The 12,876-nt window shown below is 46.0% G+C and carries 8 protein-coding genes; all 8 read left to right on the top strand.

Annotated features, from left to right (window positions below; all coding sequences use genetic code 11):
• Window positions 1–139: 139 nt before the first annotated feature.
• The 8 genes from MHI27_RS18625 (at window position 140) to MHI27_RS18590 (ending at window position 12,855) form a co-directional block, all read left to right on the top strand.
• Complete coding sequence (locus MHI27_RS18625) at window positions 140–1,528, top strand: alpha-L-fucosidase (RefSeq protein ID WP_405174448.1); 1,389 nt, start codon at window positions 140–142, stop codon at window positions 1,526–1,528.
• Window positions 1,529–1,555: 27 nt separating this feature from the next.
• A complete protein-coding gene (locus tag MHI27_RS18620) occupies window positions 1,556–2,842 on the top strand; it encodes an alpha-L-fucosidase (protein ID WP_405174447.1) in 1,287 nt (428 codons plus the stop codon).
• A 29-nt stretch (window positions 2,843–2,871) separates the two neighbouring features.
• Window positions 2,872–3,897 carry a carbohydrate-binding family 9-like protein gene (locus MHI27_RS18615; RefSeq protein WP_405176764.1) on the top strand — a complete coding sequence of 342 codons (1,026 nt, stop codon included), beginning with the start codon at window positions 2,872–2,874 and terminating at the stop codon, window positions 3,895–3,897.
• Window positions 3,898–3,903: 6 nt separating this feature from the next.
• Window positions 3,904–6,519, top strand: coding sequence for a transglutaminase domain-containing protein (locus tag MHI27_RS18610; RefSeq protein WP_405174446.1), 2,616 nt, complete (start codon window positions 3,904–3,906; stop codon window positions 6,517–6,519).
• A gap of 4 nt (window positions 6,520–6,523) precedes the next feature.
• The gene (locus MHI27_RS18605; RefSeq protein WP_076286252.1) at window positions 6,524–7,561 is read left to right on the top strand and encodes a glycoside hydrolase family 18 protein; all 1,038 of its coding nucleotides are present in this window, start codon (window positions 6,524–6,526) and stop codon (window positions 7,559–7,561) included.
• A gap of 179 nt (window positions 7,562–7,740) precedes the next feature.
• Window positions 7,741–8,727, top strand: a complete 987-nt coding sequence (locus tag MHI27_RS18600; protein WP_076300575.1) for a glycoside hydrolase family 130 protein — start codon at window positions 7,741–7,743, stop codon at window positions 8,725–8,727.
• A 50-nt stretch (window positions 8,728–8,777) separates the two neighbouring features.
• Window positions 8,778–10,097: a glycoside hydrolase family 125 protein gene (locus MHI27_RS18595; protein ID WP_405174445.1), complete on the top strand. Its 1,320-nt coding sequence runs from the start codon at window positions 8,778–8,780 to the stop codon at window positions 10,095–10,097.
• A gap of 19 nt (window positions 10,098–10,116) precedes the next feature.
• Complete coding sequence (locus MHI27_RS18590; protein WP_076300577.1) at window positions 10,117–12,855, top strand: alpha-mannosidase; 2,739 nt, start codon at window positions 10,117–10,119, stop codon at window positions 12,853–12,855.
• Window positions 12,856–12,876: the final 21 nt, after the last annotated feature.

The following is a 12,876-nucleotide window of genomic DNA, read 5'->3' as shown; positions in this document are numbered from 1 at the left end:
GCTTGAATACTTATTTATATTCCATAATAGGATGTTTATAGCGGATATTTATTATTATGTCAAATGTTTTTTTGAAAATATATCATACTAAATCAATAGAATCGCAGCCTCAGAAGAGCTGCATGGAGGTCGTGCAAAAATGAATGACGCTAATGTTGTCGAGGAGCAAATTGTTGTTGAAGGAGTTCACAATTACAGCACAGAGGAGGAGTACGTTAAGCCGGAGGATTCGCAGCTATTAGATCAGCTGGAATGGTTCAAGGATCAGAAGCTGGGTCTGATGATGCATTGGGGACCTTATTCGCAGCTTGGACTTGTTGAATCGTGGGCGCTTAGTGATAAGGATGGAGATTGGTCACGAGATGATATTGATTGGGGAGTTGATTCGGCGGAATTGAAGCGGCAATACTTCGGGCTGAATAAAACCTTTAATCCGCTTCGTTTCGAACCTGAGAAGTGGGCAGAGGTTGCGGCAGAGGGTGGCTTTAAATATTTGAACTTTACGACGAAGCATCACGATGGCTTCTGTATGTGGGACACGCAGACAACAGACTATCGCATTACGGGCAAGGATTGTCCTTTCCATGCACATAAGTACGCGGATATTTGTAAGAACGTATTTGATGCTTTTCGGGCCAAGGGACTTGGGATCTCCGCCTACTTCTCCAAAGCCGATTGGCACACACCAACATACTGGGCCCCAGGTATGGAGACGGGGACGTTCATGAATCGAGGTCCTTCGTATCCAACACAAGATTATCCATGGCTATGGGAGCAATTCGTACAGTTCACACATGATCAGATCATGGAATTGATGACGAAATATGGCCGGATTGAAATGCTCTGGTTGGATGCGGGGTGGGTATGTCCACAGAATAAGAATAATCCACAGGATATTCGGTTGGGTGAAGTGGTGGAGAAGGCACGTCAGCAACAGCCATGGCTGCTAAGTGCAGACCGTACCGTTGGCGGCCCGTATGAGAATGTCGTTACACCTGAACAAACGTTGCCCGAGCATCCCCTGCTTATTCCATGGGAGAGCTGTATTACGATGGGGACAGCGTTCTCTTATCGGTACGAGGATCACTACAAGACGACACGTCAATTAATCCATTTGCTCGTTGAAGTTGTAGCCAAAGGCGGAAACCTGGCACTTAATGTCGCTCCACAACCAGATGGCCGCTTGTCACCAACAGCGTTGGATCGGATGAAAGGAATGGGGGCTTGGCTCAACGTTCATGGGGAGGCGATCTATGGAACGCGCGTATGCGCGCCATACTCTGCTGGAAATACACATTTCACGAAAAAAGGCGATATCACCTATGCCATTCATTTGTACCCGAAAGAGCAGGAAACGGTGAGCAAAGTAATTTGTATTCCACTCGAGCAGGCTGTAACGCAAATGGATCTTGTTGGCGGACAAGAAAATCTAACATTCGAACGAACAACAACGGGAGTGATCGTTCATTTACCAGAGAGCGAGCTTACGGGAGTTGCCCCAATTGCACATGTATTTCGCATAAAATAACGAGTTGAACTATGGGAGGAAGAGCAGATGCAACAATGGTTTACGGACGCAAAGCTAGGAATTTTCATTCACTATGGGATTTATGCGGTGCAAGGTGTAGCGGAATCATGGTCGTTTTATAACGGAAAAATGTCACATGGGGAGTATATGAAGCAGTTGGATGGTTTTACAGCGTCCAAATTCGATGCGAAGCATTGGGCAGATATCATTGCGAGGTCAGGTGCAAAATATTCTGTGCTTACAACCAAGCATCATGATGGTGTTGCGTTGTTCGATACGCAGTACAGTGATTTGAGCGTCATGAAGGCGACACCAGCCAAGCGGGATATTGTAAAAGAATGGTCCAATGCGATCCGTGAACGTGGTCTGCATGTAGGCATGTATTATTCCTTAATTGACTGGTCTCATCCCGATTATCCTTCCGTATTCGAGAGTGGTATCGTACCGGCTGATTTGAGTCAGGTGAATCGTTTCTCAAGTCCGGTAGATGGCATACAGGATGAAGAGACATGGCAGAAATTCCTCACGTTTAACAATAATCAGCTACGTGAAATCATGACGAATTACGGTACTGTCGATTTATTATGGTTCGATGGTGACTGGGAGCGTAGTGCAGAACAGTGGGGGCTGCCAGTATTCAAGGAATATTTGAGATCCTTGTCTCCGAATGTGATTATCAACTCACGCTTGCAAGGGCATGGCGATTATAAGACACCAGAGCAAGGCATTCCCATTACTCGCCCAGAAGGCGCTTGGGAATTCTGTACGACCATTAATACATCTTGGGGCTATGTCCACGATGATCATAAATATAAATCCTTGAACCAAATTATCCGCATGTTCTGCGATTGCATCAGTATGGGCGGAAATATGTTGCTGGATATTGGACCGATGGAGGATGGCACCATTGATCCAAGACAGGAGGACATTCTTCTGGGACTAGGTGACTGGATTCGTGCACACGAGGAGGCAATCTACGGTACGCAGGATGGGATTATGACACGCTATTATCTGGGTGGGAGTACCTTATCCGCGGACAAGAAGACCTTATATTTATTCGTCTACGATGCGCCGAAGGAGAATATCTGTCTCAAGGGACTATGCAATCCGATCAAGAAAATTACGGTACTACACTCGGGCAAAGAGCTGACTCACGAAATTCATGGTGGTGTACCCTGGTTCGATATTCCGGGAACGACTTGGATTCATATGACACCAGCGGAAACGCATGAGCAGGTAAGCGTGCTTAAGCTGGAATTTGATGAAGAGGTTAGGATGTACGGTGGAGCTGGCACTGTTGTTACGCATAACTAAATGCCGAAGGGAGGGAGAGGTCAACGATGATGAACCGAAGTGGAGTACCAGAACCGCAAGTTGCGACATATGCGCCTAAGCATTATTTATGCAAAAGAGCGACGGAGTCGCTTGTCTTAGATGGGAAGCTGGATAAGCCCTTTTGGCAGCATGCAACATGGACGGATGATTTCGTAGATATTGAAGGGGACCAACGTCCGCTACCCGCGAAGCAGACACGTGTAAAGATGCTATGGGATGATGAGTATTTTTACTTTGGTGCAGAGCTGATGGAGGATCAGATCTGGGGCACGCTGACTGAACGTGATTCCGTTATTTTCTATGATAATGATTTTGAGATCTTTATCGATCCAACAGGGGATTCACATCAATATTACGAGTTTGAGATTAACGCTTTGAACACGGTGTGGGACTTACTGCTTGTGAAACCATATCGTGACGGGGGACCTCCAATTAATGGATGGGATATCCAAGGTCTGAAAACAGCTATTCATATCGAGGGGGAGTTAAATAACCCGCATGCTGATCATCGGAAATGGACGATTGAAGTTGCCATGCCATGGCGTAGTTTGAAAGAATGTGCTGCGAATAGACAATCACCTGTTGCAGGTGAATTCTGGCGTGTTAATTTCTCTCGTGTTGAATGGCGGACTGAGGTTGTGGACGATCAGTACCGCAAGGTTATGAACCCGGATACTGGAAAGCCTTATCCGGAAGACAACTGGGTATGGTCACCTCAGGGGATTATCAATATGCATTATCCAGAGCTATGGGGTTATGTGATGTTCATAGGTGTTGATGGCCCGCAGTCATTCGACATGCCTACGGATGAACTAGTGAAATGGCAGCTCCGTAAGCTGTATTATCGTGAACGTAATTATTTTGAAGCACATGGACACTATGCAGCAACGTTCGAGCTGCTGCGAGGTGAAGATGATTGGAGCATTGAGCCTCACATGGAGATAACGAGTAAATCATTCCATATCTCAGCTCTAACAACCGATGGAACCGCTCGCCTATATATTCGCGAAGACGGCTTACTGTGGAAGGAGTAATCATTCATGACCATGTTGACCCCTACCTCAGTATTTTCATTGTCGCAGGAAGCCTTAGCGTTCATTGAGCAGAAGTTTCAGGCCAAGAAGCAGCTCGCCAGATCACGTGAGCAGCAGCTATTCCATGTATTTGAGCACGAGCTAACGGCAGAAGAAGCTTGGGCATTAAAGCTACTCTTCGCGTATATGCCAGCCAATGACTTGGCGGATTATAACGGGGAGCTTTTCTTCAATCATGTAAGAACGATGCTGCAGATTCGCCGCGATATGCCATGGCAAGTACCTGATCATTTATTTTTACATTTCGTGCTACCGTATCGAGTGAATACTGAGAACATTGAAGAGCATCGCCATATTATTCATGAACAGTTAGCGGAACGAACACGTAATCTTCCCATGAAGGAAGCGATTCTAGAGGCCAATTACTGGTGCCACGAAGTGGCGACGTACATTGGGAGCGATCTGCGGACGATTTCACCATTAACGATGCTGCGAAATGCACGCGGTCGTTGTGGGGAAGAATCTACGCTAGCTGTAGCAGCGCTTCGTAGTATCGGGATCCCTGCACGTCAAGTGTATACCCCGCGTTGGGCGCATTGTGACGATAACCACGCATGGGTGGAGGCATGGGCTGATGGTGAATGGTATTTCATTGGGGCTTGTGAGCCGGAAGCGCGTCATAATCAAGGATGGTTTGGCCCACCAGCGCGCCGAGCCATGCTCATTAACACACGTATTTTCGCGAATTATGAAGGACCCGAAGATATTACACTCGCAGATGAATGGTTTACTGAAATTAATGTACTAGAAAATTATGCGCCTACGAAGACAATTACGGTACATGTCCAAGATGTATGCGGACAGCCCGTGCACGCTGCAGAGGTGCAATTCCAGTTATATAACATGGCGGAATTTTACCCAATTGCCAGCATTCCGTCTAATGCACAGGGGGAAGCTTCGTTCAAGACAGGTCTTGGTGACCTCATCATTCGTGCAGCGAAGGACGGCATTTGGGGAGAAATGAAAATATCCATGGCTGATTGTGAGCACATTGAGCTTGTATTGAATCAAGAGGATCAGCCACTTGTAGGAACGATCGTTGACTATGATATGGTTCCACCACCAGCGCGTGAAGGCGAGGTCATGGAGGACTTGTCCGAGGCACGGATAGAGCGACACAATAAGCGTTTGGAGGAAGGAATCGCGATTCGTGCACATTATGAAGCGACGTTCTTGAATGAAGAAGCTGCGAGGAAGCTCGGAGAATCGCTTGATCTATCAGCGGATCGAGTATGGAACGTACTTCAGACAGCACGTGGCAATAGTGCTGAGATCGCAGCTTATCTAAGTAAAGCAACACCTCTATATGGAGAATGGGCATTACGATTATTGGAGTGTGTTCATGACAAGGATCTCATCGATACATTCCTTCCAACCCTTATAGATCATGTGGCTGGTGCGCTTGCTGTACGTGGTGAGCTCACGGAGGACGTCTTCATTCCCTACATTTTGTGTCCTCGCGTTCATTACGAGATGATTACACCGTATCGTACATTTTTCCAACAAGCCTTCACTTCAGAAGAAGTGGAATTGTTCCGTGAGGACCCAACGAAGCTTGTTCAATTCATCGATGAAGCGTGGGATATATGGAATGATCTACCGAATTTGCAAGGGAAGGGTACTGCTGTTGGAACTTTCGAACTGCGTGTAGGAGATCGTAGCTCTCTCGATATTATGTTCGTATCTATATGTCGTAGCCTAGGCATTCCAGCGCGACTGCATCCCATTGAGGCTAAGCCGCAATTTATGGTGAATGGTCATTTTGTGGATGCCCCATTTACGAAAGGTATAGTTGGAAATGAGGCAGCAGTAGCGAACGGAACTCTAATTATTCTTCGTGATCAGGATGCAGCGTCAGACCAGCCAGCGGCTGCATACTATGAGAATTTTACGATCGCTCGTCTGGAGAACGGTTTTTATAAAACGTTAAGCTACCCGCACGGCGCCAATAACCTGTATGATACGCCCCTTGAGATGGAGCAGGGAGCATATCGTCTGACGACGGGGATTCGCTTGAAGGATGGAACCGTGCTGACCAAGCTCACCTATTTTGAAATGACAGAAGTCGAAGAGACGAAGCTGGTTATGAAGTATCGTCAAGCTACGCAGGACATTCCCGTGTATGGCAAGGTAGATCGATTCGAGAAGCTAGCTACATGGGATGGATCGGAGCAGATCTTCGCTGAGTTTCTGGGCAGTCAAGGCGCCTATGTCGCATGGCTGGAACCGGAACGGGAGCCTTCGAAGCATCTGCTTCGCGAGCTGTCGGAGTTGAAGCATGAGTTCGATATGATAGATGCTCCTATCATTCTTGTGGTGGGTGACAAGCAATGGACAACTTCATTTCAAACAGCCGATTATCCGAATCTTCCAGCAAGGACATTATTTGTACGTGATTCAACGTATCATCTATTACCTGAATTGTTTACAGTGGCCCAATCGAGTGAAGCGGGCTTCCCACATCTGATGATTCTAGATCGTGATGATCAGATTCGTTATATGTCTTCGGGATATAAGATTGCAGCCAGTAAGGAAGCGATGCAAATTTTATCGAGGATGTGAAAGGATGGATCAACAAATGATTGTAGCAGGCTACGTGAGTGATTCCAAATTACCTGAGCTAACGCGCGACCACGTGATGAAGCTGACGCATATGAACGTTGCATTCGGTTATGTGTTGGATGATCAGATTACAACGGCACATTTGCAATATACGAACCAGTTGCACGAGATTAAAGCGATGAATCCGAACGTACAGCTGCTGCTCTCTGTTGGCGGATGGGGAAATGGGGGCTTCTCCGAGGCGGCATCTACCGAAGAAGGACGTCAGAAATTCGCAGCTTCGGCTGTACGAGTAGTAACAGAACTTCCATTCGATGGTGTCGATCTGGACTGGGAATATCCCTGCTACAGTGAAGCCAATATTGCCTCGTCACCGGATGATAAACGTCATTTTACGCTGCTGTTGAAGACCATTCGAGAAGCGTTAGATATGAAAGGTGCAGCTGAGGGCAGGCATTACTTGCTTACGATCGCTGCAGGAGCAGATCAATATTATATCGATGGTACAGAGATGGATCAAGTACAACAATATTTAGATTTTGTTCAATTGATGACCTACGATATGCGTGGAGGATTCCAGATTCTAACGGGACATCACACCAATCTGTACAATTCAACGGGAGATTTGTTCCGAATTAGTACAGAAGCATCCGTCAATATGTTCATGCAGGCAGGTGTACCCCGAGAGAAAATCGTCATTGGCGTAGCATTCTATTCCCGGATGTGGAAGCAGGTGCCGAACAGGAATGATGGATTTCTACAAATGGCGGGTACAACAGGAGGTTATGGTCCGGAATATACAGAACTTCTAGCCTATTATATCGACAAGAATGGGTTCACACGTCATTGGGATGATGAGGCCAAAGCGCCACATTTATTTAATGGAGATACGTTTATTTCCTATGATGACGTGGAATCGATCACACATAAATGTGAATATGTCCAACGTGAAAAGCTTGCGGGTGCGATGTTCTGGGAGTACAGCTGCGACAAGACACATACACTGCTCGATGCGATGTATGCAGGCCTATCGAGAGACTGAAATGATGCGCCCCATTCAATTAGTTAACAAACATGATTTCCTAGTCAACAAACGTTAGATTACGAATAAATAGACTTTTAATGCGCTTTATTATCATTTACAGTATGGGGGAAAGGTTGGACTCAATCGTTGAGGACAGGCCGTAGACTACATTCAAAGACGTGGGAGGAGTTTAGGAAATGAGCAAAATTATTGGTGAGGCACTACCAAATATGCCGTGGCAGGATAAGCCGAGTGGCTATAATGCCCCAGTGTGGCGGTATACTCAAAATCCGATTATTCAGCGTGATGCACAGGTGAACTCGAACAGTATTTTTAATTCTGCGGTGATTCCGTTCGAAGGTGGATTTGCAGGGGTGTTCCGCTGTGACTCTAGGTCCGTAAGTATGGATATATTCGCTGGCTTTAGTCAGGACGGGCTACATTGGGAAATTAATGAGCAACCGCTCCAATTCGAAGGTGACGAATATGTAACGAAGCGGGAATATCGCTACGATCCGCGCGTGTGCAAAATCGAGGATAAATATTATATTTCATGGTGTAACGGGTATCATGGACCAACGATTGGTCTTGCTTATACGTATGATTTCAAAACATTTCATCAATTGGAAAACGCTTTCTTGCCATATAACCGTAATGGAGTGCTCTTCCCACGCTTAATAAATGGCAAATATGCCATGATAAGCCGTCCAAGTGATACAGGCCATACGCCATTTGGAGATATTTTCTTTAGTGAGAGTCCAGATCTAACGTATTGGGGTAAACATCGTTATGTGATGGGGACGATTAATTCAGATGCATCCGCATGGCAATCGAAGAAAATTGGTCCAGGGCCGGTTCCGATTGAAACCGATCGTGGTTGGTTGTTGATCTATCATGGTGTCATTAATACATGTAACGGGTTCGTATATCGTATGGGCGCGGCATTATTAGATCTACACGAACCATGGAAGGTGCTCGCACGATCACGGAATTACATTCTTGGACCAGAAACATTGTATGAGTGTGTAGGAGATGTACCGAATGTCACTTTCCCTTGTGCCGCATTGTCAGATAGCGAGACAGGTCGCATTGCCATTTACTATGGTTGTGCCGATACCGTAACAGGCGTGGCATTTACAACAGTGGATGAGCTGCTGGACTATATGGATAAGTATCCGCTGTAACGACATCATCAGATGCAATGACAGAATTTCAATTGTAGAGGAGCTTATCAATGGAACAGTTTAGATTACCCAAAATTACGATGCCATCCTTAAACTTGCCACAATCGATTCAAGAAGTTCTACAAGAAGCAGAAGAGAAGCTTGCGCATCGACCGAAGCTACTTCAGCTATTTAAGAACTGCTTCCCGAATACTTTGGAAACGACGACGAAATTAAAAGAGGATGGAACGACTTTTGTCATCACAGGAGACATTCCAGCTTGTTGGTTACGGGATTCGGTAGAGCAGGTCATTCATTATGTACCGTTTGCCAAAGAGGACGAAGATCTTCAACGCATTCTTAAAGGCTTAGTAAAGCGTCATATACAGTACATTCATATTGATCCATACGCGAATGCATTTAATGAATCTGCGAATGATTGGCATTGGAATACGACGGATATAACAGACATGTCCCCTTGGGTATGGGAGCGTAAATTTGAAATTGACTCCTTATGTTTCTCGATGCGGCTTGCCTATGCGCTATGGAAGGAAACAGGGATTACAGATATTTTCGATGCTGGGTTTAAATCAGCTATGCGTATCATGTATCACTTGTTCATCACAGAACAGCGTCACTTTGAAGAATCGCCATACCGCTTCACTCGAAATAACGGTATTCCTGAGGATTCCTTACGGAATAAAGGCCTTGGAATGCCTGTCAACTATACAGGAATGGTGTGGTCAGGCTTCCGCTCAAGCGATGATGTATGCGAATTCCACTACAACATTCCAGGGAATATGTTCGCGGTGGTTACACTTCGCCAAATGCAGGAATTTGCGGAGTGGGTATTCCGTGATATGGAATTTTTGCAAGAGCTGAAGGATTTAGAAGCAGATATCGATCATGGGATCAAAACATACGGTATTTATCGTCATCCGGAATTCGGACCGATTTATGCCTTCGAGACGGATGGTTATGGTAACCACTGTCTCATGGATGATGCGGGAACGCCGGGATTGATTTCGATTCCTTACTTGGGCTACTGCACAACGGAGGATGAAATCTATCAGAACACGAGAAGATTTGTGTTATCCAAGGAAAACCCTTATTACTTTGAAGGTAAAGTAGCAAAAGGTATTGGTAGTCCACATACACCGGCAGGATATGTCTGGCATTTGTCATTATCTATGCAAGGGCTCACAGCAACGACAGCAGAAGAGAAGCTAGCGATGATCGAGTTACTGGAGAAGACGGATGCGGATACAGGCTATATGCATGAAGGCTTCCATTCCGACGATCCAACGATTTTCACAAGAAAATGGTTTGCTTGGTCGAATAGCTTGTTCTCTCAACTCGTGTACAAGGCGATGCAGGAAGGTATCTTGTAGTGAGAGGGGGAGCAATGGCATGACGAAGAAAAGAACGGCACATATCGTTTCCCATTCGCACTGGGATCGTGAATGGTATTTACCCTATGAGAAGCATCATGTTCGTCTCGTTCAATTGGTAGATAGTTTGCTAGATCGGTTGGACGAGGAGTCAGAATTTCGTAGCTTTTTCATGGATGGGCAGACGATCATTCTCGAGGATTATCTTCAAGTTAGACCGGATCAGAAGGAGCGGCTGTTGCGTCATATTCAAAATGGTCGAATCCTTATTGGTCCATGGTATATATTGCAGGATGCGTTCCTCACCAGTAGTGAAGCCAATGTAAGAAATATGCAGATCGGTCATCAAGATGCACTGAAGTATGGGGAAGTATCCAAAATTGGATACTTTCCTGATACCTTCGGGTTGTGTGGACAGACACCACAGCTGATGCAGCAGTCAGGTATTCAGAACGCCTTCTTCGGTCGTGGTGTGAAGCCGACGGGCTTCAACAATGAGGTATCGGATGGAGATTATGAATCGTCGTACTCCGAATTGATCTGGGAAGGCCCAGATGGCTCCAAGGTACTCGGTATTCTATTTGCGAATTGGTACTCGAATGGAAATGAAGTCCCAGTAGATCCGGTAGAAGCCAAGGCATATTGGGATCGGAAGCTAGCGGATGCGGAAAAATATGCATCGACGAGCGAGCTACTATATATGAACGGCTGTGATCACCAGCCAGCTCAGCTGGACTTGCCGGAAGCCATTCGGACAGCTAGTGAACTCTATCCAGACACGGAGTTTATTCACTCCAATTTCAATGATTATCTGAATGCACTGCATCGTTCACTTGATTGTGAATTATCAACCGTCCAAGGTGAGCTTCGAAGTCAGCGTACAGATGGATGGGGAACGTTAGTGAATACGGCCTCCTCTCGTGTGTATTTGAAGCAAATGAACCAGCAGGGTCAGACATTGCTCGAGAAGGTTGCTGAGCCGTTATCTGCTTATGCTCATCAGTTGGGACATGCGTATCCACATCACTTATTCACTTATGCATGGAAGACGCTCATGCAGAATCATCCGCATGATAGTATTTGTGGCTGTAGTGTGGATGAGGTACATCGTGAGATGGTAACGCGATTCGACAAGAGCCGTCACGTTACAGAATCTATTGTACAGAACAGTATGGAGACGATCGCAAATCATGTGGATACATCATGCTTCGCCGAATACGGGGATCACGCATGTCCATTCATTGTGTTTAATACGACAGGCCATGACCGCAGTGGGGTAGTTACGGTGGAGCTGGATATTGCTCGTATCTATTTCCGGGAAGGCGAAACGATCGAGAAGATGCGTAATCAGATGACATCGCACGAGATTCATCCTCATCGCGTGATTGATCATGGTGGGCGTCAGCTAGAATATCAGCTAACCGATCTGGGGCTCCACTTCGGTTATGACTTGCCTGATGATAAATTTCGTCAGCCGTATTTCTCACGACGTGTTCGATTAGAGCTTCATGTCGAAGCAGTTCCTGCAAATGGTCATCAAGTTTATGCCTGGATGAAGGATGTAGTAGAGAGACCACATTCTGAAATAAAGGAAAGCTCGCTACTTCATGAACGGACGCTAGAGAATGAGTTTATTGCTGCACGGATTGAAGATAATGGCTCGATCACATTAACGGATAAGGCAAATGGTAAAGTATATCGCGGTCTCGGTATTTATGAGAATAGCGGCGATATCGGAAATGAATACATGTATTGTCAGCCGAAGAATACGAACGTATTGACGACAGAAGCGCTTATAGCTGATATTTCTATCGTATCCGATCAGCCATACGCATGTACGGTACAAATCGTTCATGATTGGGACATTCCAGTAAGTGCGGATGAATTGCTCGCAGCAGAGCAGCAAGGCATCGTGTGGTTCCCGAGTCGTCAGGCTGGACGTTCAACCGAAACCGTGAAGCTCCATATAACAACGACTGTAACGCTTGAGAAATATAGTAAGGGACTTCAAGTGAAGAGCTCCTTCGATAATCAAGCGAAGGATCATCGCATCAGAATGCTGTTCCCAACGGATCTCGTCAGCGATGTGCATCAGGCGGATTCGATGTTTGAGATCGCAACACGAAGCACAGAACCTTCGAGTGAGTGGACGAACCCAGACAATAGTCAACATCAGCAAGCGTTCGTTAGTGTGAAGGACGACGTGACGGGCTTAACCATCGCTAATAAAGGGTTAAATGAATACGAAGTGTTACGTGATGGACGGAATACGATTGCCGTTACATTGCTACGCTGCACAGGTGAGCTTGGAGATTGGGGCGTCTTCTACACACCAGAAGCACAATGTCTAGGTCCTGCTCAGGCGGAGCTCATGATTATTCCACATGGTTCTGCGGTAGCTGAAGAAGCGTATGCGCTTGCCTATCAATATCAAATACCATGGATGACTGTATCGACAGATATTCATAATGGTAGTCTTCAGCCGAAACATCAATGGTTGCAGGCGAGTGGAAATGACATGCAGCTCTCTTCCGTGAAGGTAGCTGAAGCAACGGGTGATCTTGCGATTCGTTGGTTCAACATGACCACTTCACCAACGACTTTAGCCTTCGAACCTCGTATGAACTATAGTCAGGCGTATAAAAGTAATATACTCGAATCACATGAGGAAGCGCTTACGGCCGATTCAAACGCTGTCATCCAGCTTGAAGTAAAGGCGGCCGAGATCGTAACTGTTGTTCTTAATAAATCGATATGAGCACCAAGTAGAGGAGAATAA

The organism is Paenibacillus sp. FSL H8-0261 (genome assembly GCF_045040645.1).
Taxonomy (GTDB): Bacteria; Bacillota; Bacilli; order Paenibacillales; family Paenibacillaceae; genus Paenibacillus_AQ.
Note: the sequence above shows the minus strand (reverse complement) of the source record. Positions and strands in the feature narration are given on the sequence as shown.

Coding starts and splice junctions, on each gene's coding strand:
- MHI27_RS18625 (WP_405174448.1), top strand. CDS start 140: ATGAATGACGCTAATGTTGTCGAGGAGCAAATTGTTGTTGAAGGAGTT.
- MHI27_RS18620 (WP_405174447.1), top strand. CDS start 1,556: ATGCAACAATGGTTTACGGACGCAAAGCTAGGAATTTTCATTCACTAT.
- MHI27_RS18615 (WP_405176764.1), top strand. CDS start 2,872: ATGAACCGAAGTGGAGTACCAGAACCGCAAGTTGCGACATATGCGCCT.
- MHI27_RS18610 (WP_405174446.1), top strand. CDS start 3,904: ATGACCATGTTGACCCCTACCTCAGTATTTTCATTGTCGCAGGAAGCC.
- MHI27_RS18605 (WP_076286252.1), top strand. CDS start 6,524: ATGGATCAACAAATGATTGTAGCAGGCTACGTGAGTGATTCCAAATTA.
- MHI27_RS18600 (WP_076300575.1), top strand. CDS start 7,741: ATGAGCAAAATTATTGGTGAGGCACTACCAAATATGCCGTGGCAGGAT.
- MHI27_RS18595 (WP_405174445.1), top strand. CDS start 8,778: ATGGAACAGTTTAGATTACCCAAAATTACGATGCCATCCTTAAACTTG.
- MHI27_RS18590 (WP_076300577.1), top strand. CDS start 10,117: ATGACGAAGAAAAGAACGGCACATATCGTTTCCCATTCGCACTGGGAT.